Raw genomic sequence first — 25,363 nt, forward strand, 5'->3', positions numbered from 1 at the left:
CGGCATTTTCTTTCGCTTGTCTCTGTCCTTTTACCTGAGAGATTATCCGCTAGATTAGCGGATTTGCTCCTTCGGTGCTCGTTTTCCTCCGCGCTATATTAAGCGAGAGGGAGTCTCTCCAGAGATTCGTCCCCATGCAGTTCTACTTGTAAACAAGACCTGAGAGTTTCAAAGTTGGTTCAGCAACTTTTTGCCCCGTCGGTAGATCAATAGACCTTCTCCTGAATGGTTCATCCGAATTATAAAATTAAAAACTTAAACGCATTGATTCTGTATAGAATCAATAAAAACATTATAGATATACAATTAGTGAAATGCAATCATTTTTTATTTTGAAATAGTAAATAAACTTATTTTTTTGGTATTCCTAATTTATCTTCTATTTTATGATCTCAGGAGAGATTACTTATTATATATTCGAAAAATGAATGGTGATAAAAGAGATAGGACGTAACAATGTAGGATTATTTATGTCTTACTTTCAAATTTTCAATTCTGAATTATTTGAATTATAATTGTTGTATGTGTGGAATAAACCAATATTTTATAGGGAAATGAGTTGATAAATTGCCAAGAATAAAAAAAATAGGGCGTTTTTGTCCTGTGGATGATGAAGGATTTATTATAAACGATGCACATTTTAATAAAATTCAGCCTGTGTTTTTGGAGGTAATACAAGAAATAAAGGATACTTGTTGTCAATTTTTGCGGGATGATTTGCACAGTGTTTATATAAGGGGTTCTATTCCAAGAGGGATTGGGATAGAAGGGGTTGCAGATGTAGATATGATTATATTAGTTCGAAAGAATCCTCAAGTAATTGACTTAAGCTGGAGAAAGGAGCTAGAAGTCCAAATTACACAGCAGTTTAATTGTATATCAGGAGTGGAGTTAAGTTTTTATAGTGAAAAAGAAGTAATAAACTCAGAGGATTTTTCTTTTATAGGATTTATGATTCAGACACATAGTGTATGTATATTAGGTGAAGACGTAAAATTATATTTACCTAAATATAAAGTAAGTCAGGAGATAGTGTATGAACATCTCATTCATTTGCGGAAACAAATTGAACAAACACACGAAGAGTTAATTCATAATAAGGACGTAGATGATATAGAGGATTGTTGTCGTTGGATCATGAAGATTGTAGTCAGGGCAGGTCTAGCATTAACAATTGATAGAGAAGGGCTGTATTCCAGGGACTTATATCCAGCATATGAGTTATTTAGTAAGCATTTTCCCGAACAAGAAAAAAATATGAGGAAAGCACTACAATATGTAATTGAACCGATAAAAGATATAGAAGAAATCTTATCATTTTTAGATACGTTTGGTGATTGGTTGATAGAAAAAGCAGAGGATTCTTTGAAAAATATACAAATTTAATAAACTATAATTTCATTATGTAAACAGATTGTATTGAAGAATAGAAGAGAGGAGAGATATTGGGATTTTTACATTGTGGATGTATTCTCGCAAGGCAAGTATTCAGGTAATCAACTTGCATTATTTATGGAAAATTAGGAATTTTATAGTTAGGGAATCAATGATCTTAATGTCCGTGATTTTGCAGATTATTATGGAATCACAGAGGATATGGCAACAGGAAGCTCAAATGGATGTTTAGCGGCGTATCTTATAAAATATCGTTATCTTGGAACGGAAAAGATAAATATGCATGTTGAACAAGGGTATGAGATAAATCGCCATTCTCTAATACACATACAAGCAGAGGTGATTGAGAGTAAAATTAATGTTTGCATTGGTGGAAAAATAGAAAGTATTGCAAGTGGGAAATGGACCGTATCATAAGGGGGATTAGAAATGCTATTAAAAACAATATTTTGCAAGGTGGAAGAAGAGAAAAGGGAATTGTTTTCTGATGCGCAAGAAAAATGGCGTGATTTACAGTATTTAGACGGATTCTATGGACAATTTGGTGGGTGGAATGAAGCTGAAGCGTGTGTGTATACTTTATGGGAAGATCGAAATGCATATCAATCGTTTATGAATGAGGCTCACGATACAATTTATTTAAATAGTAATCAAAAAGATACGTTTCTTTCATGTGAAATTGAACTATTTCAAACGTTGTATGATATAACAGAAACTCCTTTGAAAGACGTAATTGCACAAGGGTCATTTGTAAGAGTTGCAATTTGCGATGTGAAAGAAGGAAAAGAAAAGTGTTTTTTACATACGCAAGAAACAATTTGGAATAAAGGAATGGAAAATGCAAAAGGAATGTTAGGTGGAGTTGTTGGGAAGTCTTTAAAGACTGAAAATCGTTACATAGTATTAACGTATTGGCAAGATGAAATAGCACATGAACTCTATATGAAAGAAATTTTCCCAGAGTTATATCAGTTAGCAAATGTAAATCAGTATGTTGAAAATATAAATGGGAAGAGAGTTATTCGGAAGGAAGAATGGTCTGTTGCCGCTTCTAAATAAAGTTAGAACTTATTAAAGTAGCTAGTTTCGAAAAATTTGATACAGAACATTAGTTCTTGTATAATTACTTTGTACAAGAATAAGAGGGGAGATATTTAAATGAGTAGAGTTTTAAGATTTGAATTGCAAGTCCCAAACCCTGAAGAAGCTATTCAATTTTATACAAATAGTTTTGGATGGAAGTTTGAAAAAATGCCTGGGCCACATGACTATTGGTTCATAATTACAGGTGAGAGTGATAGACCTGGTATCGATGGTGGATTAATGAAATCACCTGATGGTGCTACTAGGACAACTAATTCGATTGAAGTACCTTCAGTTGATGAGTACATAAATAAAGTTATTGAAAATGGTGGACAAGTAGTTGTACCTAAAACTGCTATTCCTAATATGGGTTACTTTGCTTATTGTATAGATAATCAAGGGCTTCTTTTTGGAGTATGTGAAGAAAATAGTGAAGCGTAAAAAATTAGGGGAGTTCGAGATTATTTTGTTTGTTGAACGATGTTTTCTATCAAAGATTATAATTATTGAACACTTTTGTATAAAAACTAGTATTCGTTTAGTTGAAGAAGGATCCATTTTGATTATTTTCAAAAGGGTTCTTTTTTATTTTTCACATATTGTGAGTTATTTAGGCATGATTAATCAAACTTATATCGGTATATTATCTATGAAAAAAGTAAATAAATGATGTTATATTCAAGGGTTAATCTATTGACTGCTAAACAGTTTGAGGTGAAAAGGAAAAGAGGACCAATTATTTTCGTGTAAACATGTAATTAAGTGAAGACGTCATATACCCTTTCATGTTAATATATTTAAGTTATAATAGGAGGCTTACCCTTTTGTATTGTACGGTAGAAGCAGTGTGAGCTTGAAATTTTTTATGAAAAGGATGTGCCTAACTTGCGTATCAATAAATTTATTAGTGAAGCTGGAAAAGCGTCTCGACGTGGAGCAGATAAGTTAATTAACGAGAGAAAAGTAATTATTAACGGTAAGGTTGCAAAAATTGGTGACCAAGTAAATCCAGGTGATGACGTACGAGTAAATGGAGAGCAACTTCGTATTGCTCGAGACCATGTGTATATCGCTTTAAATAAACCAGTAGGTATTACATGTACAAGTGAAAAAGCAGTAAAAGGTAATATTATCGATTTAGTGAATCATCCTTTACGAATTAATCACATCGGACGTCTCGACAAAGACTCAGACGGTTTAATTTTGTTAACGAATGATGGCGATATCGTTAATGAGATTTTACGTGCTGAAAACAAACATGAGAAAGAATATATCGTTTCAGTAGATAAGCCGATTACACCGGAGTTTTTAGAAAAAATGGCAGCAGGTGTTAAAATTTTAGATACAAAAACACTTCCTTGTGAAGTAACACAGTTATCAAAATATGAGTTCCAAATTATTTTAACACAGGGGCTAAATCGTCAAATTCGCCGTATGTGTGAAGCTTTGGGTTATCAAGTATACACGTTAAAACGTACGAGAATTATGAATATTGAGTTGAATAATTTACCAGTCGGACAGTGGAGAGATTTATCGAAAAAAGAGAAAAAACGCCTATTTTCAGACTTAAATTACGAACCACAAGATTGGTAAAAAAGAGAAGGGAGACCAAAAAATGTTTTTGGTTTCTTTTTTTGAATAAAAAATATATTTTTAACACTTGTAAAAATAAAATGAATAGGATATATTAAATAACAATAAATGTAATTGTTACAAAAGCAAAGAAAAGGACACGAGTTATTTTAAACGGTTATACAGAGAAGGAAGGAAAGCTGAGAACTTCCTAACGCAGTAAAATAACTTACCACCTTAGAGCTGCACTGGGGAAATCAAGTATCTAGTGCCGTGTAAGCGACGTTATCGCAAAAGAAGCCATTATGTTTTTTGTGATGGGAATCTGGGTGGAACCACGAATATAAGCATATTCGTCCCTATTTACTAGGGATGAATATGCTTTTTTATATTTTATTTCATAATAAGCGAAGAAAAGGACACGAGTTATTTTAAACGGTTATACAGAGAAGGAAGAAAAGCTGAGAACTTCCTAACGCAGTAAAATAACTTACCACCTTAGAGCTGCACTGGGGAAATCAAGTATCTAGTGCCGTGTAAACGACGTTACCGTAAAAGAAGCCATTGTATATTTGCGATGGGAATCTGGGTGGAACCACGGGTAAAAGCACACTCGTCCCTATTTTAGGGATGAGTGTGCTTTTTATTATGAAATGGAGAGATGAAAAATGAAAGAACAGATGATCGAAATTAAATTTCCAGATGGTAGCGTTAAAGAATTTGTGAAAGGCATTACTTTAGAAGAAATTGCTGGGGCAATTAGTAGTAGCTTGAAAAAGAAAGCAGTCGCAGGAAAAGTCAATGATAAGTCTTTTGATTTACGACGAAACATTGAAGAAAGTGCGAAAGTTGAAATCATTACTATGGATTCAGATGAAGGGGTAAAAATTGCAAGACACTCTGCGGCACATATATTAGCGCAAGCTGTAAAAAGAATTTATGGTGTTGTAAACCTTGGTGTAGGGCCAGTCATTGAAAATGGATTTTATTATGATATGGATCTTCAAAGTAGTGTAAACGTAGAAGATTTACCGAAAATAGAAAAAGAAATGAAAAATATTATAAATGAAAATGTAAAGATAGAGCGAGTTGAGGTTTCTCGAGAAGAAGCAAAAGAATTGTTTCAAGAAATGAATGATAGTTTGAAATTAGAGCTTTTAGAAGCAATTCCTAATGTGGAAAGTGTAACACTGTATAAACAAGGTGAATTTGTAGATTTATGTAGGGGACCACATTTGCCATCTACTGGTTATTTGAAAGCATTTCAATTAACTCAAGTTTCTGGTGCATATTGGCGAGGCGATAGTAACAATCAAGTGCTTCAGCGTATATATGGTGTTGCTTTCTCTTCTCAACAAAAATTAGAAGAGTATTTACATTTTGTTGAGGAGGCCGCAAAGAGAAATCATCGGAAATTAGGTAGTGAACTTGAATTGTTTATGTTTTCGGAAGAGGCTCCGGGAATGCCCTTTTACTTGCCAAAAGGACAGATTATTCGCAATGAATTAGAAGCATTTTTAAGAGAAATTCAAAATGAGTACAATTATCAAGAAGTGCGTACTCCATTTATGATGAATCAAGAATTATGGGAGAAGTCAGGACACTGGGGACATTACAAAGACAATATGTATTTCTCAGAAGTAGATCATAAAAGTTTTGCGTTAAAACCGATGAATTGCCCAGGCCATATGCTTATGTTTAAAAATAAATTACATTCTTATCGTGAATTACCGATTCGTATGTGTGAGTTCGGTCAAGTGCATCGACATGAATTTAGTGGCGCTTTAAACGGATTATTAAGAGTTCGTACTTTCTGCCAAGATGATGCTCATTTATTTGTAACACCAGAACAAATTGAAGATGAAATCAAATCAGTGTTGGCGCAAATTGACTATGTGTATAAAACTTTTGGTTTCGAGTATGAAGTAGAGCTTTCTACCCGTCCAGAAGATTCAATGGGTGATGATAAATTATGGGAGCAAGCAGAATTGGCATTAGAAAATGTATTACAGTCATTAAATTATAAATATAGATTAAATGAAGGTGACGGTGCATTTTACGGTCCGAAAATTGATTTCCATATTAAAGATGCTTTAAATAGAAGTCATCAGTGCGGAACAGTCCAACTTGATTTCCAAATGCCAGAAAAATTTGATTTAAATTATATAGATGAAAATAATGAAAAAAGAAGACCGGTTGTAATCCACCGCGCTGTATTAGGATCTTTAGATCGCTTTTTAGCGATATTAATTGAACACTTTGGAGGCGCGTTCCCAGCGTGGGTGGCACCGGTTCAAGTGAAAGTAATTCCAGTTTCAAATGCAGTGCATGAAAAATATGCAAATAGGATTGCAGATAAATTAGCACAAGCCGGAATTCGTGTCGAACGAGATATACGAGATGAAAAGTTAGGATATAAAATTAGAGAAGCGCAAATGCAAAAAGTTCCGTATGTTCTTGTTATTGGGGATAAGGAAATGGAAAGCGAAGCTGTAAATGTACGGAAATATGGTGAAGAGAAGTCAGAAGTTGTTGAACTAGATGCGTTTGTGGAAAGTATGAAAGAGGAAATTAAAAATAGGAAATAGAGATTGATAATAAAACACACCATTAATATGTAATACTGAAGTTAAAGTAATTAAAGATATATTAAATAACAATAATAAACGCAGAGAAGGGATAGCTTAATTGCTATCCCTTCATTTTAATTTCACTATTTAATCCCATTGATTGAAGAAAGTTGTTGTCTGTATTTATTGAGTGAATTCGTCGCTTTTGTACTCCAAAATATCACCTGGTTGACAATCTAAAGTCTTACATATCGCTTCTAATGTTGAAAAACGAACCGCTTTTGCTTTCCCATTTTTCAGAATGGAAAGATTCGCCATCGTAATCCCAACCCTCTCCGAAAGCTCCGTTACGCTCATTTTTCGTTTTGCTAACATCACATCAATATTAATAATAATTGCCATATTCTCCACCTCAGACCGTTAAATCATTTTCTGATTTTATATTAATAGCTTCTTGTAAAAGCCTTTGGAGAACAGCAGCAAAAACGGCGATCACCATAGAGGCGAAAATGATGGTCAATCCGATTGGTATGAAACTTGGAGGATCAATTTTTTTTGCCATGAGATAGTAGAGTGGCATACCTAGCAAGTACAAGGTACTGATCGTGATGGCACAGTATTTTATATTCTTTAAAGCCTTTACCGATAATTCCGAGAACGCTTGGTTCTTATCAATATAGCTTAAAAGTTTAAAAGCTTGATACAGAGCAAAGTAAAAAGGTATCACTGCCGCGTACATATCGATTAAAACGAGAGATTTCATATAAGCAATATCTGGATACAACTCTCCAGCAAAATTCCCAATCTTAGGCACCAAAAATATGCACAATGCAAGAACTGGGAATCCTATAAAAATAATAGCTAGCTTTAAAAAGAGTGTCGTAACTTGTTTCATAAAAAGCACCTCACTTATGTAATAACAACATGATTTTATCATGCGATTTATCGTTTTGCAATAAAAATGTATTGTTTTTTATTGTGTTATTATTTTTATTGAAATATCTTTTAAATTTTGATAACAATAAAAAGCATTTCTCATTCCAAAGAAATGCTCTTATGAAGTGGTTTGTTTTTTAACCTTACAAAAATGTAAGGTAAATGTAAGGGAAATCGAATGAAAGGATTTTAGAAAAGTGAGAATATTAAGCAGAGAAATCGTTTGTATTTCTTATGTATCTCAATCTGCATTTGGAAAATTTAAAAATTCTTAAGAATTTTTATGAGAAAAATATAAGAAATATATGGGAAATTTATACTATACAAAAGGGATGGAGTGAAAGAGATGTCAACAAATGTAGTTACTGTAGAAAGTGTAGAAAAAACGTATGGGAAAAGAAATGAGAATCAGTCAAAAGCATTAAGGGGTGTTTCATTAAGTATTAAAGAAGGAGAGTTTGTAGGGATTATGGGTCCTTCTGGATCTGGTAAAACGACATTATTAAATGTGATTAGTACACTTGATCAAGCGACAGGTGGTAGTGTAACAATAGCTGGCACAAATATTACTTCTATGAAGGGGAATGCATTATCAGATTTTCGTTCTCAAAAACTAGGATTTATTTTTCAAGACTTTAATCTACTAGAAAATTTATCAATTTATGAAAATATCGCTTTACCACTTTCCTTGCAAGGCGTACCGTCAAGTGAGATTACTGGAAAAGTAAATGGGGTTGCGACGAAATTAGGGATCACTGAAATTTTAACAAAATATCCGACTGCTGTTTCTGGTGGACAAAAACAAAGAACAGCGGCAGCACGAGCTTTAGTACATAATCCGGCAATCGTATTAGCAGATGAACCGACAGGAGCACTTGATAGTAAAAATGCAAAAAGTTTATTAGAAGCGATGCAAGATTTACATGAAAATCACAATGTAAGTATTTTGATGGTAACACACGATGCATTTAGTGCGAGCTATTGTGAACGTATTTTATTTATACAGGATGGACTTCTTTATAAAGAGTTAAAACGTCAAGGAACACGAGAAAATTTCTATCAAGATATTTTAGGTGTGCTTGCCCAAATGGGCTCAGCAACTGAGTCGAAGTAAGGGGGGCGAGACTATGTTATTCAAATTATCACGTCATAGTATGAAAAAAATGTTAAAGGATTATATGGTTTTACTTATTGGTCTAGTCATTAGTATTAGTATTTTTTACATGTTCCAAACGATGGCGATGAATAGTGAATTTACAAAAGATAATAGTCTCATTAGTAGTATCAGGCTCGTCTTCTGGGTCGGTGCAATATTACTTTCTTTCATAACTGTATTTTATATTATATATGCCAATTCTTTTTTACTTACACTAAGAAGAAAAGAACTCGGTATGTACATGATGCTTGGAGCGAAAAAGAAAAAAGTAGCGCAATTATTATTTATTGAGACTTTTGGTATGGGGATTGTCAGTATTATTATCGGTATTTTAGTAGGAATAGTACTTGCTAGTGTAGCAGGAAATTTTTTAATGAATGGAATGGAAATTTCAGCAAAAGGTAATTACGCATCTGTGTACACACCAGCTATATTAGTTACATCTATTTTCTTCTTAATATTATTTTTCATTACTGGTTTAATGAATAGTTTCCGATTATTACGTAAAACAGAATTAGAGTTAATACGTGAAGATGAAACGCAAGATGAGGTGAAGAAAAGTAAGACTCGCACTGTTATTATGACAGTACTAGGTGTATTGCTAGTAAGTACAGGATACTATTTTATGGTGAATATAAAAATGTTTGCTGAACTAGGATTTATAATAGCGACAATTGTTACGACAGTAGGAACGTATTTCATTTTTAGCTCGTTGCTCCCACTTTTTGTAATGAAAATTAAGGGAAATAAAAAACGAAATGAAACGGGATTAAATAGTTTTACTTATGCACAGTTACGTTTTCGAGTAACTAGTTTATCGAAGGTACTAGGCACTGTAGCGATGTTAATTGCATTAGGTGCAGGTGCAATGACAGCAGGTATGGCGTTTCAAAAGAATGTAGGCATTATGACAGACTTCTCACGTGTATATGATGTCGTAATTCATGATCCAAATGAACAAGATAAAGCGGCATTAAAAGAAATGGAAATTGTTGAAGAAAGCAAGTATAAGTATAAAGTAGATGGAGAAGCGGTTTATTATTTACGTAACGACTTAACTGAAAAACCCCCACTTATTTCAGATCATTTTGATACAAAGACTTTAAAAGAACCTGCTCGTAAACGTGTGGCTACACCTTTAACTGAACCTGTCTATTCTGCTTTGGAAGCTCCTGAAGTAGCGAATAAGCTTCCTCGTATGCCAAAAGATTGGGAAGATGCGGTTGTAAGAGAGATACAAATTACACATAATCAGTTTAACGGAAAACCGGTAAGAATTGCAGATGAAGAGCATTACAAAGGAATTCAAGGAACAGAGCATACTGTAACATTAGCAAAAGTAGATGATATGAAAAAATATAAACCGTTATTGACAGAAATTGATAAGAGGCAAAAAGAACAAATTGAAAAAACAACAGGTACAAAAGTAGAATTATATACGAAAATGACAACTTATCAGTTCGTGAACAGTTTCATGAGCGGAACAATGTTTATGGGATTTTTCCTTGGAATTGCATTTTTAGCAATGATGGCGAGTTCTCTTATGTTCAAAATATTAACAGGAGCTTCTCGTGATGTACGCCGTTATGAAATGTTACGAAAAATTGGTGTGAGACGTAGTATGTTAACAAAAAGTATATATAAAGAGATTTCATATTTATTTATCTTCCCAGCAATTATTGGAATCTCCCACGTTTTAGTAGGGCTTAACTTATTCAGTTTCATATTAGTTGACCCATTTGTAAAAGTGTGGATGCCAATAGGAATCTTCATAGTAATTTATTTCATTTATTATTGGATTACTGTCCAACTTTATAAAGGTATGGTAATGCCGAAAGAAGAAGTTGTGAAATAAAACAGTTTAATGGAAAAGTCCTTGTATGAAAACAAGGGCTTTTTTAATAGTATGTTCTTTATAAAGAAGGGAAAGATTGGATAATCGTCGAAAAATATAATATGACTTCCGAGAAATGACGGAAATCGATATGTTTTGTCGAGAGAAAGGGTATTTCCTTACAAGGTATAGGTACTATACATGAAGAATATTTCTGAATATTCATTTAAATAGAGGGGTAATAGTTATGTTCATTCGAATTGGTAAGTGGTGTGGGGTTACATGTTTACAATTATTTGCGGCGCTTATTTGTATTCTATTTTTAGGGGCACTACCGCGTTTATTTAAGGGATTACAAATTGATCTAATCGGTTTTTGGAACACAGTTGTGTTTCTTGGAGAGAAGTTACTTCAACCAGGTGAAATTACGTATGGATTTCGGAATTCAAGAAAGTTATTTCCACAAATATGGATTCATTATGTAGAGACAATGTTTGTATTTATTTCGGCATTTATACTATCTTTACTCATTGCGTATCTTATCGTTGTGTGGGTATTACAGCGCTCTCAATCAAAGCAACGTATGTGGAATGGGATTTTCGTCGCACTTGAAAGTATTCCGGACATTTTATTAATTTTATTATCTCAACTTCTAGTAGTAATAATCTTTCAAAAGACAGGTTTTATGCCAGTGAAATTTGCAGGACTTGGAGAGGAAAGGGCTCGCCTGTTACCAATAATATGCCTTACTTTACCTACAACATTATTATTTATTAAGTTACTACTATTACGTTTCAGAGAAGAATTAGAGAAAGATTATAGTATATTTGCTAAGAGTAAAGGGCTAAGTTTAAGACATATTTTGACGCACCATATTTCAAGAAATGTCCTGTTAACAACAGTCTATTATGCAAAAACGAATATTTTATTTATGCTATCAAACTTATATATTATTGAATGGCTGTTTAATACGTACGGTATGTTCGTTTTCGTGAAAGGAAATTCAAAATTAGAAATATTTACAGTGAGTTTAGTTTTATTATACGTACCGCTTTTTATACTATTTCGTTTATTACATACGCTTTTACAAAATGTTATAAAGGGGCGTGTGTAACATGTGGCAAGTTGTAAAAAGAGATGTGAGATTTTGGCTAGGTGTTACTTTTTTGAGTGTACTAATGATTGTTAGTATTGGAAATACGCTGTTTTTCGATGGGAATATTCGTGAACTAACGATGATGTATAACGAAAAAGGAGAATTAGAGGCTGCTCCGTTTTCACCGTCGAGTAAATTTTGGTTTGGAACTGATGAGAAAGGCCGTGACCTGTTCCAGTTAATAATAGAAGGAGCGAAATGGACAGTTGGTGCAAGTATCGTTATCGCAGTTTTACGTGTAGTAATTGGAGGAGCTATTGGTTTATTACTTGGTATGTACAGTAAACGCTCATTTCCAGTTATCTCATCTTTTTTTGATCCGTTTAGTATTGTACCAATGATTATGATTTCCTATTTTATGTTAAATGCAGTTTTAATGTTCGAAAGTGGAGAGGCTGCTGCTCCGTTTCATTTACGGGTTGCGTTTCAAATTATAGTTCTTGCGTGCCTTGCTGTACCGACTGTTATGTTGTATGTGGCGCAAGAAGTAAAACGTATTAAGAATGAAGAATTTATGTTGGCGGCCACTGTGCTCGGCGGAAGTAAGTGGCAGAGGTTGAAACGCCATGTATGGCCGCATATGTTACCATCATTTCTTTTATTAGTAGCCCAGCAATTTGTAAGTACTTTATTACTCCTCTTGCATCTTGGTTTGTTGGAATTGTTTTTTGGCGGGACAATAATTTTTGGTACAGAGGCAGATAGTGTAACAAAAGAGTGGACAGGTTTAATCGGACAAAATTTCCGTCACTTAACTACACATACATGGATTGTACTTATACCAATTGCTTTTTATAGTATGACAATATTGTCGGGAAATCTGATTAGTAATAGTATGCAAGATGCGATTAAGCTAGGAAATGTTAGAAAAGCGAATCGGAAGACGGAAGAAGTGAAAGTGGAGAAACAAATACAACCTACTATGAATGATTTTTCTTTCTATAAAGAGGTACAAAAATAAAGAAAGGTAGCTGAAGACAAATTGTTTTCAGCTATCTTTTTTCGTTTAAAGTGGAGGTAAATCAATTTTACCTTCTTCAAATAATTCTTTTATCATATGTTTCGTATAACCAGCTGCTTGACCAAATGTGATTTTTGCTGGCATTGGTGCTTCATTTACATCTACTACTACATCAATAATACATGGTTTATTTTGTTTTACTGCGTTTTCAAAAGCGGGGAGTAGTTCATCTAAATTTTCAACTCGATATCCAATACCACCGCAAGCCTCTGCGTATTTTGCAAAATCAGGATTCGTTAAGTCTGTACCAAATTCAATATTTCCCATAACTTCTTGTTCGAATTTAATCATTGCGATTTTATTATTGTTTAATACAACGACAACAATTGGTAGTTTATATTTAACAGCTGTTACGAAATCATTCATTGTCATTCCAAATCCGCCGTCACCACAAACTGCAAACACTTGTTTATCCGGGAAAGCAATTTGTCCAGCAAGTGCACCAGGTAAACCACAGCCAAGTGTTGCAAGCCAACTAGAAATGATAAATTTCTGGTTTGTCATACGGAAGTGCCTTGCAGTCCATACTGTTACATTTCCGACATCGACTGAAAGAATTGCGTCATCTTCTGCTACTTTCTGCAGTGCATGCATAACTCGTTGTGGTTTAATTGGAGTAGAAGAATCTTCTTCTTGAATGTGTAATTTTTCTTCCCACTTTTTCATCATTTCTTGATGATGCTCTAAGAAGGAATGATCCTCGTGTTTTTCTACATTTTCAATTAACCATTTTAATGTTTTATCAGCATCACCAGCTAAGCCGATATCTGTCGTATAACGTTTCCCGATTTGTGCAGGGTCTGTATCAATATGAAGTGTTTTTGCTTTTTCGGGTAAGAAACCAGTGAACGGATAAGAAGTACCAACCATAATTAAAGTATCTGCATGCTTCATTGCTTCATAAGAAGGTTTCGTCCCGATTAATCCTAATCCACCGATACAAAGAGGGTGTTCATCAGGAACAATCCCTTTAGCTGGTAATGTAAGTACGATTGGAGCACCGATATGTTCTGCAAATGCAAGTAAAGACTCTCTCGCATGTTTAGCTCCTTTCCCGGCTAAAATAACAGGTTTTTTCGCTTCATTAAGTGCGAGTTTCGCTACAGCTAAATCTTCTTCTTGCGGAAATATTTCTGGTAATGTAAAGGAAGAGTTTGTAATGCGCGCACCATTTTTCACTTCAAATTTTGGAACATCATCTGGAATTGTAAGAACAGAGACACCTTTTTTTGTATATGCCATTCGAATCGCTTGATTCACTACAGCAGGTAACTGTTCAGCTGACATTATTCGTTGGTTATAAACCGCAACATCATCAAACATTCTTTCTAAGTTTACTTCTTGGAAAAAATCCGTTCCGAGTAAATCGCTTTCTACTTGTCCTGAAATTGCTAGTACAGGAGCTTGATCGAGTTTTGCATCGTATAAACCATTTAATAAATGAATCGCTCCAGGTCCTGCAATAGCCATACAAACACCAAGTTTTCCTGTTAATTTCGCATAGGCTGCCGCTGCTAATGCGCCAGCTTCTTCATGGCGAACTTGAATAAATTTAATTTTCTCTTGTTTTTTTCTTAAAGCTTCAATAATAGAATTAATGGAATCTCCAGGCATACCATATATGTGTTCTACACCCCAGTCAATTAAAAGATCCACTAATGCTTCACCGGCTGTTTTTCCAAACATAATCGTTCCTCCTTATAATAGGTAGATACTATTATGTTTTGGAGAAAAAGGGAAAATATACAAATGATATAACTTATTTGTTTTAATGATGTCCAGTGAAAAAAGTGAAGGCTGTTATTAGTAAAAATCCACTAATAGACCACGATAGAAACGGAAGGAAAGGTAGCTGTTTTTTTGCTTTCCAAAGCATTTCGTGAATTGTGACATAGCCAAGAGAACCAATTGCGCTTCCCATAATAAGTCCTTGTAAATGGAGAGCTTTCCCGTCCATCATAATGCCAAAAACAGTACCGGTCCCTAGGATAAGAGAAAGTAATAAAGTTGTTAATAAAAATGAAATGTATTTATGTTTTGTAAAAAGAAATGGAATAATTAAAGCTAACCCTTCTGGAATATGGTGAATGACAATCGCAAGTAAGAAAGGAATGGCAGAGTCATTATGATTTATAAAAGCTGTACCTAACGCAAACCCACTCGGCATATTATGAATGAATATAGCAAAAGAAAGAAAAAGGAAGGTTTGCCATGCTTGTTGATCTTTCTTATGTATAATCGGATGATGACAATAGTTATCTAATAAGCTCATAACTAAAATACCGATAGCTATCCCAAGTATAGGACCTATTATGTCATAGCTTGAAAATGTTTCAGGAATAATTTCAAGTGATAAAAGCCCAAGTAAACCCCCACCACATAATGCGTATAAGCGATGCATCTTTTCTTCAATTAGTTGGCGTGTTGCTACTCCAACAGCACCTCCTAATAGTAATCCACCGAACGAAAAAAACGTAACGATTATAGGAATCCATAAACGTTCCATATCATCACACTCCAATTCTATCCCCTTGTTTTCAGCTTACTAATGGGGGAGGGAGATTAGTCCAAATTATTATGACTAATTATAGAGAAAAAACTGTAAATTCATTATAATTTATATATTAAAATGAAATGGGGAATGTAAGTGCAAACAAAATGGAATTTATCTGAATATGAAAATCCAAAACGATATGATATAGAAAATAAAAGTTTTTCAGATTTTCCGTTTTTACTATCATGGGCGCAAAAAATAAATATACAAAATGAATGGATTTTAGATATTGCATGTGGAACAGGGAGAGTCACTATTCCTTTTATCGAAAAAGGGTATCAAATGATTGGTATAGATATACATGAAGGAATGCTTGCTGAAGCGAAGAGTAAATCTGCGAGTTTAAAGAATATAAAGTGGTTACAGCAAGACTGCTTGCAATTGAGCGTCGAAGAAACAATTCCGTTAGCATTTATGGTAGGACATGGATTCCAACATTTTCTTACTAATACACATCAAAATCAATTATTAGCATCGATTCATAATGTAATAACTGATAATGGTATATTCATATTTGATACACGTTTTCCGTCAAAGGAAGAATTAATACAACCACCTACAGAAGAATATTGGACAACTATTACAGATGAAAAGGGAAGAAGATGTGATTTATATACTGAGATGAATTATGATTCAATTCAACAAATACAGCACTACATAACAACAAGAAGGTTTTATGAGGAGGATACGCTAGTAGAGGAACTGAAAACAACAATAGATCTTCGGTATACGTATCCGCAAGAATTAGAAAGATTACTTGTAGCGAATGGGTTTGAATTGTTACAGATATACAATGATTGGGAGGGGAATGAGTTGCAGGAGGATTGTTATATAGTAAGTTATTAGAAAAAATGATCAAACTGTATTTCACATTAACAATAGACTATGTGTCTTTGTTTTAATTGTAAGGAAGAATAAGAGGAGCTGCAGTGGAGTGCTATGGTGGGGACTGTGTATAAAGAAAATGAAGGGTAAGGTCATAATCAAATGTTGTTTACTGAGCCATTAGAGTTTTATATAATATACAAATAAACAAAACTGGATGGTTGCCAGTTTAGAGGGACATAAAAAAATGTCCTGGTATTTAGATAATGTTTATGAGTTAAATAAAGAAAAACGAATGTAATAAAAATTTACTATACTAACTTTATGGAGAGTAATGTTATGAAAGCAGAAAAAACACTTGAAACACTAGATAGGTACGCGGAGGAGTTTGATTTTCCAGTACTTGATAACTATAATTTTGACTTAGCACAATCCAGAATATCTGTTTTTCGAGAGGAAGACAACTGGCTCATTATATTTGAGGTTGTGGGCGTTGATGCAAACCTTGAGATATCGAATAACTTCTATGTGTATAGTAATAGCATGAGACAGCAAGGATTCTTTTCATGTTTCGATGAAATCTTAACGCTTGTAAATGAAGAATATTGGTACGATGATGAAGATCATTTCCTTGTAGATCCTTTTCATATGGAGTTACTTTTGAAAGGAGAACGTATCACTTTAACACCAACTGTAGAAGAGTATAAGCGTTTAGGAATTGAAACAGATTCATTTCATCCTACCAAACTTATTCGTTTTTTAACTTCTAAATATAAGGAGAAATTCTGGGTAAATCCCTCGGACATATTAGATGAAACCAATGCAGAATTTAAACCAAAGCTATTTTATCAAACAGAAGAATGGGAACATCCTGATATAAGTGATGATCAAAAACCGAGTGAGAGCATATTCTTTCAAAGTTTAGCTAAAGCGATTGAATTAAATAATGTGAATTTGATAACTGTAGGGAAAGTAAATAATGATTGGACCAATTGGACATGGAGTGATTTTGAAAAACAAGAAGAGGATGACATTTAAATAAGAAACTGTTTTTCCCCACCTATGATACATTGAAGCATTTGTAACATTATTTTATCGGTAAAGCCATGTATGAACTTCGCTTTCACATCTAAATCATTTGAGTTGAACAATCGTATTAGTTATTATTAATATGTGTGTCAAAATATTTTAAAAAAAGATTGATAAATGTTTCTTCGCTTTATTTTTAATGTGAGAAGGAATGTAAATAATGAACAAAAAAATAATATAGTTAGTGGCAGCGAAGGAAATGTTATAGTGTTTGATGCACACATTAAGCGGTTTTATGTCACAGGAAAGAGAAGCTTTTTGTTTGAATTTCAGGGTATACAAAATGTAAACGTTGACTGGGATTTATTTCTCATGCTAACATATAGATAATTTAATCAAGGCGGTGGAAATGTATTGGACTCAGATGTTGACTCGGATAGGTGGCTAAATGACCTCGATTTTCTCAGAGTACCCCTCATCATTTTGAGAATGTAGATTTTATACAATCTCATGTCAATGTGTATGAAGTAGGTCTGGAAAGAGAAAATATATCAGGAGGTGAATCCTTTAGTTTCAAGGAAGCTAAGGGAATTAGTTGGACATATTTAATTTAATCATGGTAGTGGTTTTAATCGCATGTACTGCATTTTTCGTAGCAATTGAGTTTGCTATTGTAAAAGTAAGAGGATCAAAGATTGATCAAATTGTATTAGAAGGAAAGAAGGGTGCGCTGGCAGCTAAGAAAGTGACATCAAACTTGGATGAGTATTTGTCAGCTTGTCAATTAGGGATTACAGTTACAGCAATGGGACTCGGGGCACTAGGTGAACCAACGATTGAGAGACTTTTACATCCTTTATTTGATAAGTGGAACATCAATCCTTCCATTGCAGGTGTATTATCTTTAGGAATTGCTTTTACTATTATGACGTACTTACATGTTGTAGTTGGTGAATTAGCACCAAAAACATTCGCGATTCAAAAGGCTGAGAAGGTTACTTTATTACTTTCGGCTCCGCTTATCTGGTTCTACAAAATCATGTATCCGTTTATTCGCTTGTTAAATGGCTCTGCAAGGATGATAACAGGAATGTTCGGCTTAAAACCTGCATCAGAGCATGATGTAGCACATACAGAAGAAGAATTACGATTGATTCTTTCTGAAAGTTATGAACGTGGAGAAATTAATCAAGCTGAATACAAATATGTAAATAATATTTTTGAATTTGATAATCGTATTGCGAAAGAAATCATGGTCCCCCGTACAGAAATTATAGGGTTACATGTAGATAATTCTTTAGCAGACCATATGAAAATAATCCGTGATGAAAAGTATACACGTTACCCAGTATTTGGGGAAGATAAAGATGAAATCATTGGCATGGTGAATGTGAAAGACTTCTTTATTCGTTATATGAATAAGGAAACAAAAGAATTCAATTCTATTCAATCGTATACGCGTCCAGTAATTGAAGTAATTGAGACCATACCAATACATAATCTTTTACTACAAATGCAAAAGAAACGTATTCCGTTGGCTGTGTTATATGATGAATACGGCGGTACGGCTGGTATTGTAACCATTGAGGATATACTGGAAGAGATTGTAGGAGAAATCCGTGATGAATATGATGAAGATGAGCGTCCGCCCATCCAGCAAATGAATGAAGGTCATGTTGTCGTAGAAGGTAAAGTATTAATTAGCGAATTAAATGATTTACTAGGATTACATATGAATGATAGTGATGTTGACACGATTGGTGGTTGGATTCTGATGCAGAATTATGATATCCAAGAAGGGCAAACAGTAAATAGCGAAGGATATGTATTTAAAATTCTTTCTAAAGACCCTCACCAAATCAAACGTGTTGAAATACAAAAAGAAATGTTGGAAGCAGCAACTGTATAGTTGCTGCTTTTTATTCAGCTGATAACATGGTAGCCATCCTCATTAAATTCATTGATTGATCAACTCTTTACCTGTTAACACATTACCGAAATAGGGAATGATTGTTTCCTTTGCATTCCAGGTTCAACACCCCTTCGATATTGTAAAATGTATCTCATTTATACAAATTGTAATATAATTTACATGTAAATTCGTAGCGTAAAATAGATTAAAAGCAACAAATGTTGAGAAAGGATGCCCTTGTCAAAATTAGTATTTGTATTTCACTAGATAATAAAAAATGTAGAATGATTTTATTTCTGACATTGTTATTTAATAGTAATCAAAATACAAAATAAAGAATTTTCTCGGCTGGAAATTGTTACACACTCATAAAATGGAGGCAATAGTTATGCAGCAAATTAAAAAAATAGGAAACTCATTTTGGTATATGACACCTGTTTCCGAGACTGATAGACCTATCTTAGGAATGGTAGTTGGAAAAGAAAAGACTTTGATGATAGATGCAGGTAATTCAGAAGCACATACACAATTGTTTTTAGAAATGCTAAAAGAGCAAAATATCTCAAATCCTGATTTTGTAGCATTAACGCATTGGCACTGGGATCATATTTTTGGATTGCCTGTATTACAAAATGCATTGTCTATCGCACATTTTGAAACAAAAAAAGAGATGAACACACTTGTTTCTTATGAGTGGTCGGATGAGGCATTGGACGCACGAGTGAAAGAAGGTACAGAAATTGAATTTTGTGCGGACTGTATAAAAAAAGAGTTCAGTGAAAAACCAAGAAATATTCAAATTCTTCCGCCGTCCTTAACCTTTCAGAAACAACTTGAATTAGACCTTGGTGATGTGACATGTGTGTTAGAGCATGTGGGCGGAGACCATTCACATGACTCTGTTGTTATTTATATTAAAGAAGAAAAGATTTTGTTTTTAGGAGACTGTATATATGCAGATATCTTTTCTGCAAAGCGGAACTATACAACGAAACGAACGTTTAAACTGATACAAGAGTTAGAGAAATTTGATGCCGAGACCTATATTCTTTCCCATGGGACAGCTATAAATCGGGATGAGTTTTCACAAGAAATTCATTTGCTAAAAACAGTAGGAACTTATACGGAAACTCATAAAGGCGATGAAGAGAAGATAAAGGCAGCATATAAACAAGAACTAGATAGAGAATTAAATGAAGATGAGCTAGAAACAATAACGTACTTTGTAAATGGTTATGAAATGGTTAATCTGTAAAACCTAACTCAAATCAGATTGAAGCTTATTCTGATTTGAATATAATTAAACTGTACAAAAAGAGTATTGAAAGTTAATTCAATACTCTTTTTAATAATTAAATATCCAGTCCCAACCAATTTCTAAATCTTTTTGCTGGCTCATCATCTGGGTTTACACCACTTTCAAGACTGGTTGTGAACGGTAGCCACTGCCAATCCTCGCATCCTACAAAAGCTATTCTTGACCAATTATCAATGAATTCAATGAAATTATTCGCAATCTTATATCCATGTCCTTCTCCATCCTCGTGACTTAGGTAAATTATCGGAGCATCTATATTATCTTGCATATCAAATGCTAAATAATCCCCATTGCCCACTTCACAAAATGCTAATTTATTATGCCACACTATATCATATTCATCTTCAGGATTTGGAAAAACCGTGTCAATCCAGTCTTTTCGTTCTTTTTCAAACTCAGAAAGACTTTCTAAACTCCAGTGGGGTGTTCCGCAAAAAATTTCACGAAATTCATTTGGTAGCTCCATATCGTCAGGTAAAAACCAGCGTAAGCTAAAATTTCCTGAAAACTCTAAAAGTACTTTTTTGAAACTATTTGGTAATTTAACACCAAGTTTTTTTTCCACTTGGATTATCTTTTCAAGAGAAGATGGTTCATCTATACAAACTTCTTGAACTTCACCGCCTATTTCTTTAATTCTAGAAGTTATTATTTCTATTCTTTCTTTTAGTAACTCGTAATCCATCATATCACCCCATGTTATATTAATTAAAGTATATCATTCTTAATATACTTTTCGTTTGGGTTTCTAACTTTTAGGAGTGATTTCTCAGAATATATGTATTGTAATCTTAAAAGTTATTTTTCGTAAAATTGAGGTTTCAAGTAGCAGCTTTTTTAGCTAATTCGGTAATATATTCAAAGAATGCATCACGTTTTACATCATAAATGACATTTACTGGTCTTCCGTTAGCAGTTTCCACTGTACGTCCTTGGCTGGGTCCGTATGTATGAACGATACTAGCAATCGTTTTTGTTTTTGCAAGATCAGCTTTCCCAACAAACGCAGCAGTTAATACATCCCACAAATAGTAAGTAGAGTTCGTTGAGAAGTGAACGAGAGGGGGAACCATTGCATAGCATTGACCAAGGAAATCAACACCAATATACTTACGCTCTTTTGCCCACTGTTCACGTATGTCTATAGTTAGCGGAACCTGGTTTGTACTTTCTAGAGTTACTAAATCAATGATTATATTAGCATTCCAAACACAAGCTACTGCTTCGGGATCCCAAAATGAATTCCACTCGGCTGTTCCGTCATGTTCTGGCTCATGTACATTGCCTGCAGTACGAAATGTACCGCCCATCCAAACGAGACGTTCAATTTTATCTTCGATTATTGGAGATTCATATAGTGCACGAGCAAGGTCAGTCAGGGGCCCTGTAAATAATAAAGTTGTTTTTCCATCAGTTTGTAGAAGAGTCTCTATTATATGATGATGTGCAGGTTTTTTTGATGCAGGTGTAACAACTTTCCCAAACTCATTTAAAATTGGTAAAGCATCTACATAAAATGCATGCATCCGCCATTCTTTTGGAAATGGGTTTTTTCCACGAGAGTTGGACGCTGCTACCTCAATATTATTTTTGCCGAAGCGATCTATAATTTTACGACTGGCAGACATTGCTGGTTCTAAATAACAATCTGCAGGAATAACTGAAACACCTGTAAGTTCTATATTTTCCATCTGGAGTAGTAAAAATAGTGATATTAAATCATCTACACCACCATCATGATTGAAGTACACTTTTTTCATCATTTTAATCTCCATTCTTTAAAATTTAACCAGGAATTAAATTTTAATTGATGAAAAATCATCAATAATTTCCACCACTTCAATTCTCCCATTAATCAGTAACTCAGGAAGTTCATTTCTAACGTTTCCTTTCCAATACTCTCTAGCTTGTTCCATTTTTTGAGCGAAAGGAATACCATCTTCTTTCGGCAAAAGGTTTCCATCACCTTCAAAAGAACTTCCGATTACTCGTAGTTTAACAATCTGCAAAACTTCTCGATTATAAGAATCAAATAGCGCTTTCCATTTCAAAGCATCCTCATAGCTTTTGGAAGCATATAAGCAAGACAACCTTGAGGGATATTCAGGAAATTCTTGCAGTCTAACCATTTCTACAATAGTTTCTCTAACCGCTCTAATTGTTTGATCTATATAATTCAGAACTACTTTAGCATTTTCATTATTTATATGTAATTCCTCATTGATATAATGCCTTTTTAAAATTTGAATGGAGTCTTCATCATTAGAATTTAATTGTTCTCTTTCAAAAAAGAAGTGATAGAGGGTATTAGTTTGATTTTTGTCAAAGTGAATGATTTGTCCGATACTCATTGTTTTCCTTGTAACGATGTGATATGCGTAAAATTCTGCTTTATTCACGGTTATCCTCCTAGTAGTAATTATCATATAATTCAATATTAAATTTAATAATTCAACATCAAAATATATAAAACCTTTGTAAGTAAAAAGTTATAAAGTGGGAGGATTGGAGTGAAGAGTGGAAGAAATGCACGTAAACGCTTTAAAAATGTTCACAAAATGTTCACTTACGAAGGAGTTTCCAATATCGATATAATGACAAAGACTCAAAGAGAAGGGGTGATGAAAATTGCCAACAACAAGAAAGGAAAACCTCCAATTTGGTATGATGATGTGCCTCGGGATGGTTATCGTTATGACGTTTTACAATTTATTAATGAATGGAGCAGGAGGACCAATTCATATTAAGGAAATCGCATTAGAACTAATAATTGGATTTATTATTGCGCTATTAATTGAAATATGTATCGTTGGACCGTGTGCGAAAAAGATTGTATTTGCATTACCATTTGATAAATCAAAAAAAGTAAACATGATTATTGCGATGGCAACAACAATGGTAATCGGAATGGTATTCTTTATGTCATTTTACGGAATGGCTATGATGTATTTACATAATGGGTTACATGGTGACTCATTCGCTTCAATGTATTTCTCGATTTTCATTAAAAATTTCATTATGGCGTACCCACTTCAATTAATAATAATGGGACCTCTTGTACGTTTCTTATTTGGAAAGTTTGTTTTGAAGAATAAGGCTGTTAATGTAGCGTAGTTTTAATTACTAAAATATTATATATGGATTAAATATTTTAAACACATCTCACATATTTTGAGATGTGTTTTTTCGTGTACATTACTAATTATTTTCATATCGATGTGACATTTGTCCTTTTGTCGTTGTAGTATTGTAGCTTTTAATTAAATCATAGATAGAAGATTAGGAGATGATTTTTTTGAAAGGTATTTTACTTTCAGTTTTTGGAGGAGTATTCATTACACTTCAAGGTACGTTTAATGCGAAACTTAGTTCAGATATCGGTATATGGTCGACGAGTATTATGACGCATTTAATTGGGTTTCTTATTGCAACAACTATATTTTTGTTAAAGAAAGAAGAGAAAGTAACGGATTTAAAGGGTGTAAAAAAAGTATATTTAGCAGCTGGCGTACTTGGTGGGTTGATTATTTGTGCGGAAACAATGGCGATATATTCAATGGGAGTTACATTAACAGCTGGAACACTTATGGTTGCTCAATTATTAACAGCTACTGTTATTGAAATGAAAGGATTATTTCATATAAAAAAGATACAAATGGAGAGATACCATATTGTGGGGACAATAGTAATGATTTTAGGTATTTTTGTGTTTAATATGTAAGGAAAGAAGGGACTGTAAGTGGATAATAAATCAGACTTAATTATTCAATATTTGAAAGCTTATAATATACTTGAAATTTTTTCAGGAATAAGTACTGACAATTTTCAAGTAAATCATTTTGAAAAAGGCAAGCTTATTTGCGATAAAGATGATGAAATTCATCGTTTATATTTTGTTATTAAAGGAAAAGTAAAAGTTTACACGATTACACCAGAAGGAAAGAAACTAATCCTTCGCTTTATCAATCCATTAGCAATTGTTGGTGATATTGAATTAATACAAAATAGCAAAGCACATAATGTTGTTGAAGCTTGTTCAGATGTTGTAGCAATCTCCATTTCTAATACAGTTATTAGAAATAAGTTATTACATGATCCTATATTTATGAAGTTCTTGCTTGAAAACATTGCGAACACGTTAAAAATATCGACTCGTTTTACAGCTCTAAATTTACTTTATCCAGTAGAAGTACGTGTAGCTAGTTATTTACTTTCGATTTCAACGGATAGTAATGGGAATATGTATAAAGAGGATTTAGATTCAACTTCTGTATCAAGTATTGCAGATTTTATAGGTGTAAGTTATAGGCATGTAATTCGAGTTTTACAAAAATTTTATAGTGAAAAATTAATTGAAAAGAATAATGGAGTTATTGTAATTAAAGATTTTTCTAGAATGAATGAAGTTGCTAAAGATAATATATATGAGTAGTGAAAGGGAGAGAAGGGTTATGATTGGATTTAGTTTAGCTATATTAGCTGGAATATTAATTAGCTTACAATCTGTTTTTAATACGAAAGTGAATGAAATTGTAGGACAGTGGTTAACAACTGCATGTGTTCTTGGAATAGGTCTCATAAGTTCTGTTTTATTTCATATCATTACAGAGAAAAGTATAAGCGTTAACTTTTATACTGCAAATTATTTATTTTATATAAGTGGATTGTTTGGTATCGGATTAATTATTTGTATAATGGGTGCAATAAAGAGTTTAGGTCCAGCTTATACGGTGCTCATTAGCCTTATTACTCAATTAGTTGTTGCATTATGTGTTGATACATTTGGATTGTTTGGAATGGAGAGAGTACCTATACAAATAAATAAATTAATTGGTATAGGTCTATTAATTGTAGGGGTAGGAATTTTTAAAAATCTTTTTTCGAATAAGAAAGCTATTACTATAAATGAGGATAGGGCCTAAAGAATTTAAAGGAAAAAGGTGTTAATAATTAGAACATATACATTTAGGTGGTAGTAAATGAGCGATAAGGAGAGAAAATA

General features: G+C 33.5%; 25 protein-coding genes, 1 pseudogene, 1 riboswitch and 2 other annotated features. Of the genes and pseudogenes, 18 read left to right on the plus strand and 8 right to left on the minus strand.

What is annotated here, in order from left to right:
- Positions 1-12 precede the first annotated feature (12 nt).
- A riboswitch (glycine riboswitch) is annotated at positions 13-132 on the minus strand.
- 435 nt (positions 133-567) lie between these two features.
- The 6 genes from NSS97_RS12060 to thrS all read left to right on the plus strand — a co-directional run bounded on the left by NSS97_RS12060 (position 568) and on the right by thrS (position 6,638).
- Positions 568-1,386 carry a hypothetical protein gene (locus NSS97_RS12060; RefSeq protein ID WP_002085716.1) on the plus strand — a complete coding sequence of 273 codons (819 nt, stop codon included), beginning with the start codon at positions 568-570 and terminating at the stop codon, positions 1,384-1,386.
- Positions 1,387-1,542: 156 nt separating this feature from the next.
- Positions 1,543-1,812, plus strand: coding sequence for a PhzF family phenazine biosynthesis protein (locus NSS97_RS12065; RefSeq protein ID WP_078176586.1), 270 nt, complete (start codon positions 1,543-1,545; stop codon positions 1,810-1,812).
- A 12-nt stretch (positions 1,813-1,824) separates the two neighbouring features.
- Positions 1,825-2,454 carry a YdbC family protein gene (locus NSS97_RS12070; protein WP_341112634.1) on the plus strand — a complete coding sequence of 210 codons (630 nt, stop codon included), beginning with the start codon at positions 1,825-1,827 and terminating at the stop codon, positions 2,452-2,454.
- A gap of 99 nt (positions 2,455-2,553) precedes the next feature.
- On the plus strand, positions 2,554-2,919 hold the full coding sequence (locus tag NSS97_RS12075; RefSeq protein ID WP_002031902.1) for a VOC family protein: 366 nt from the start codon (positions 2,554-2,556) through the stop codon (positions 2,917-2,919).
- A 444-nt stretch (positions 2,920-3,363) separates the two neighbouring features.
- The gene (locus tag NSS97_RS12085) at positions 3,364-4,071 is read left to right on the plus strand and encodes a pseudouridine synthase (RefSeq protein WP_002085707.1); all 708 of its coding nucleotides are present in this window, start codon (positions 3,364-3,366) and stop codon (positions 4,069-4,071) included.
- 119 nt (positions 4,072-4,190) lie between these two features.
- Positions 4,191-4,414, plus strand: a binding site (T-box leader).
- A gap of 37 nt (positions 4,415-4,451) precedes the next feature.
- Positions 4,452-4,674 (plus strand) — a binding site (T-box leader).
- A gap of 44 nt (positions 4,675-4,718) precedes the next feature.
- Positions 4,719-6,638, plus strand: coding sequence for a threonine--tRNA ligase (gene thrS / locus NSS97_RS12090; RefSeq protein WP_107887494.1), 1,920 nt, complete (start codon positions 4,719-4,721; stop codon positions 6,636-6,638).
- A gap of 165 nt (positions 6,639-6,803) precedes the next feature.
- Here the strand turns inward: thrS and NSS97_RS12095 are convergent, their stop codons facing one another.
- On the minus strand, positions 6,804-7,022 hold the full coding sequence (locus NSS97_RS12095; RefSeq protein ID WP_002141696.1) for a helix-turn-helix domain-containing protein: 219 nt from the start codon (positions 7,020-7,022) through the stop codon (positions 6,804-6,806).
- A 10-nt stretch (positions 7,023-7,032) separates the two neighbouring features.
- A complete protein-coding gene (locus tag NSS97_RS12100) occupies positions 7,033-7,515 on the minus strand; it encodes a DUF2975 domain-containing protein (RefSeq protein ID WP_107887495.1) in 483 nt (160 codons plus the stop codon).
- A 387-nt stretch (positions 7,516-7,902) separates the two neighbouring features.
- Between NSS97_RS12100 and NSS97_RS12105 the strand changes: the two genes are divergently transcribed.
- The 4 genes from NSS97_RS12105 to NSS97_RS12120 all read left to right on the plus strand — a co-directional run bounded on the left by NSS97_RS12105 (position 7,903) and on the right by NSS97_RS12120 (position 12,663).
- Positions 7,903-8,670, plus strand: a complete 768-nt coding sequence (locus tag NSS97_RS12105; protein WP_002127303.1) for an ABC transporter ATP-binding protein — start codon at positions 7,903-7,905, stop codon at positions 8,668-8,670.
- A gap of 13 nt (positions 8,671-8,683) precedes the next feature.
- On the plus strand, positions 8,684-10,567 hold the full coding sequence (locus tag NSS97_RS12110) for an ABC transporter permease (protein ID WP_341112636.1): 1,884 nt from the start codon (positions 8,684-8,686) through the stop codon (positions 10,565-10,567).
- Between the two features lie 226 nt (positions 10,568-10,793).
- Positions 10,794-11,660, plus strand: coding sequence for an ABC transporter permease subunit (locus tag NSS97_RS12115; protein WP_107887497.1), 867 nt, complete (start codon positions 10,794-10,796; stop codon positions 11,658-11,660).
- Position 11,661: 1 nt separating this feature from the next.
- Positions 11,662-12,663, plus strand: coding sequence for an ABC transporter permease (locus tag NSS97_RS12120; RefSeq protein WP_044439724.1), 1,002 nt, complete (start codon positions 11,662-11,664; stop codon positions 12,661-12,663).
- Between the two features lie 45 nt (positions 12,664-12,708).
- On the opposite strand, the gene NSS97_RS12125 is transcribed toward NSS97_RS12120, so the two are convergent.
- Both NSS97_RS12125 and NSS97_RS12130 read right to left on the minus strand, forming a co-directional pair.
- Complete coding sequence (locus tag NSS97_RS12125) at positions 12,709-14,409, minus strand: pyruvate oxidase (protein ID WP_341112637.1); 1,701 nt, start codon at positions 14,407-14,409, stop codon at positions 12,709-12,711.
- A gap of 82 nt (positions 14,410-14,491) precedes the next feature.
- On the minus strand, positions 14,492-15,229 hold the full coding sequence (locus NSS97_RS12130) for a ZIP family metal transporter (RefSeq protein WP_107887554.1): 738 nt from the start codon (positions 15,227-15,229) through the stop codon (positions 14,492-14,494).
- A 141-nt stretch (positions 15,230-15,370) separates the two neighbouring features.
- On the opposite strand from NSS97_RS12130, the gene NSS97_RS12135 reads away from it, so the two are divergent.
- On the plus strand, positions 15,371-16,123 hold the full coding sequence (locus NSS97_RS12135) for a methyltransferase domain-containing protein (RefSeq protein WP_107887499.1): 753 nt from the start codon (positions 15,371-15,373) through the stop codon (positions 16,121-16,123).
- 318 nt (positions 16,124-16,441) lie between these two features.
- On the plus strand, positions 16,442-17,140 hold the full coding sequence (locus tag NSS97_RS12140) for a DUF7003 family protein (RefSeq protein WP_341112641.1): 699 nt from the start codon (positions 16,442-16,444) through the stop codon (positions 17,138-17,140).
- Positions 17,141-17,151: 11 nt separating this feature from the next.
- Here the strand turns inward: NSS97_RS12140 and NSS97_RS12145 are convergent.
- A pseudogene (locus tag NSS97_RS12145) lies at positions 17,152-17,253 on the minus strand (ArsR/SmtB family transcription factor); the annotation flags it as partial.
- A gap of 473 nt (positions 17,254-17,726) precedes the next feature.
- Here NSS97_RS12145 and NSS97_RS12150 point away from each other — a divergent pair.
- A complete protein-coding gene (locus tag NSS97_RS12150; RefSeq protein WP_107887500.1) occupies positions 17,727-19,040 on the plus strand; it encodes a CNNM domain-containing protein in 1,314 nt (437 codons plus the stop codon).
- Between the two features lie 376 nt (positions 19,041-19,416).
- Positions 19,417-20,298, plus strand: a complete 882-nt coding sequence (locus NSS97_RS12155) for an MBL fold metallo-hydrolase (protein WP_107887501.1) — start codon at positions 19,417-19,419, stop codon at positions 20,296-20,298.
- A gap of 97 nt (positions 20,299-20,395) precedes the next feature.
- Here NSS97_RS12155 and NSS97_RS12160 read toward each other — a convergent pair whose 3' ends face one another.
- The 3 genes from NSS97_RS12160 to NSS97_RS12170 all read right to left on the minus strand — a co-directional run bounded on the left by NSS97_RS12160 (position 20,396) and on the right by NSS97_RS12170 (position 22,760).
- The gene (locus tag NSS97_RS12160) at positions 20,396-21,046 is read right to left on the minus strand and encodes an SMI1/KNR4 family protein (protein ID WP_088265786.1); all 651 of its coding nucleotides are present in this window, start codon (positions 21,044-21,046) and stop codon (positions 20,396-20,398) included.
- A 136-nt stretch (positions 21,047-21,182) separates the two neighbouring features.
- Positions 21,183-22,124 carry a nucleoside hydrolase gene (locus tag NSS97_RS12165; RefSeq protein WP_107887502.1) on the minus strand — a complete coding sequence of 314 codons (942 nt, stop codon included), beginning with the start codon at positions 22,122-22,124 and terminating at the stop codon, positions 21,183-21,185.
- Between the two features lie 33 nt (positions 22,125-22,157).
- Positions 22,158-22,760, minus strand: a complete 603-nt coding sequence (locus NSS97_RS12170; protein ID WP_078422461.1) for a DUF2441 domain-containing protein — start codon at positions 22,758-22,760, stop codon at positions 22,158-22,160.
- 229 nt (positions 22,761-22,989) lie between these two features.
- Between NSS97_RS12170 and NSS97_RS12175 the strand changes: the two genes are divergently transcribed.
- The 4 genes from NSS97_RS12175 (at position 22,990) to NSS97_RS12190 (ending at position 25,283) form a co-directional block, all read left to right on the plus strand.
- Positions 22,990-23,475: a DUF2798 domain-containing protein gene (locus NSS97_RS12175; RefSeq protein ID WP_107887503.1), complete on the plus strand. Its 486-nt coding sequence runs from the start codon at positions 22,990-22,992 to the stop codon at positions 23,473-23,475.
- A 181-nt stretch (positions 23,476-23,656) separates the two neighbouring features.
- Positions 23,657-24,082, plus strand: a complete 426-nt coding sequence (locus NSS97_RS12180; protein ID WP_107887504.1) for a DMT family transporter — start codon at positions 23,657-23,659, stop codon at positions 24,080-24,082.
- A gap of 18 nt (positions 24,083-24,100) precedes the next feature.
- Positions 24,101-24,793, plus strand: coding sequence for a cyclic nucleotide-binding domain-containing protein (locus NSS97_RS12185; protein WP_107887505.1), 693 nt, complete (start codon positions 24,101-24,103; stop codon positions 24,791-24,793).
- Between the two features lie 19 nt (positions 24,794-24,812).
- Positions 24,813-25,283: a DMT family transporter gene (locus tag NSS97_RS12190; protein ID WP_085311005.1), complete on the plus strand. Its 471-nt coding sequence runs from the start codon at positions 24,813-24,815 to the stop codon at positions 25,281-25,283.
- Positions 25,284-25,363: the final 80 nt, after the last annotated feature.

It is taken from the genome of Bacillus sp. FSL R12-0074 (assembly GCF_038005725.1).
GTDB lineage: Bacteria > Bacillota > Bacilli > Bacillales > Bacillaceae_G > Bacillus_A > Bacillus_A mycoides.

What these genes read in the sequence shown, in the direction of transcription:
- NSS97_RS12110 (WP_341112636.1), top strand. Translation starts at nt 8,684, where the DNA reads ATGTTATTCAAATTATCACGTCATAGTATGAAAAAAATGTTAAAGGAT.
- NSS97_RS12105 (WP_002127303.1), top strand. Translation starts at nt 7,903, where the DNA reads ATGTCAACAAATGTAGTTACTGTAGAAAGTGTAGAAAAAACGTATGGG.
- NSS97_RS12070 (WP_341112634.1), top strand. Translation starts at nt 1,825, where the DNA reads ATGCTATTAAAAACAATATTTTGCAAGGTGGAAGAAGAGAAAAGGGAA.
- NSS97_RS12130 (WP_107887554.1), bottom strand. Translation starts at nt 15,229, where the DNA reads ATGGAACGTTTATGGATTCCTATAATCGTTACGTTTTTTTCGTTCGGT.
- NSS97_RS12100 (WP_107887495.1), bottom strand. Translation starts at nt 7,515, where the DNA reads ATGAAACAAGTTACGACACTCTTTTTAAAGCTAGCTATTATTTTTATA.
- NSS97_RS12155 (WP_107887501.1), top strand. Translation starts at nt 19,417, where the DNA reads ATGGAGGCAATAGTTATGCAGCAAATTAAAAAAATAGGAAACTCATTT.
- NSS97_RS12120 (WP_044439724.1), top strand. Translation starts at nt 11,662, where the DNA reads ATGTGGCAAGTTGTAAAAAGAGATGTGAGATTTTGGCTAGGTGTTACT.
- NSS97_RS12095 (WP_002141696.1), bottom strand. Translation starts at nt 7,022, where the DNA reads ATGGCAATTATTATTAATATTGATGTGATGTTAGCAAAACGAAAAATG.
- thrS (WP_107887494.1), top strand. Translation starts at nt 4,719, where the DNA reads ATGAAAGAACAGATGATCGAAATTAAATTTCCAGATGGTAGCGTTAAA.
- NSS97_RS12075 (WP_002031902.1), top strand. Translation starts at nt 2,554, where the DNA reads ATGAGTAGAGTTTTAAGATTTGAATTGCAAGTCCCAAACCCTGAAGAA.
- NSS97_RS12165 (WP_107887502.1), bottom strand. Translation starts at nt 22,124, where the DNA reads ATGATGAAAAAAGTGTACTTCAATCATGATGGTGGTGTAGATGATTTA.
- NSS97_RS12190 (WP_085311005.1), top strand. Translation starts at nt 24,813, where the DNA reads ATGATTGGATTTAGTTTAGCTATATTAGCTGGAATATTAATTAGCTTA.
- NSS97_RS12140 (WP_341112641.1), top strand. Translation starts at nt 16,442, where the DNA reads ATGAAAGCAGAAAAAACACTTGAAACACTAGATAGGTACGCGGAGGAG.
- NSS97_RS12115 (WP_107887497.1), top strand. Translation starts at nt 10,794, where the DNA reads ATGTTCATTCGAATTGGTAAGTGGTGTGGGGTTACATGTTTACAATTA.
- NSS97_RS12125 (WP_341112637.1), bottom strand. Translation starts at nt 14,409, where the DNA reads ATGTTTGGAAAAACAGCCGGTGAAGCATTAGTGGATCTTTTAATTGAC.
- NSS97_RS12160 (WP_088265786.1), bottom strand. Translation starts at nt 21,046, where the DNA reads ATGGATTACGAGTTACTAAAAGAAAGAATAGAAATAATAACTTCTAGA.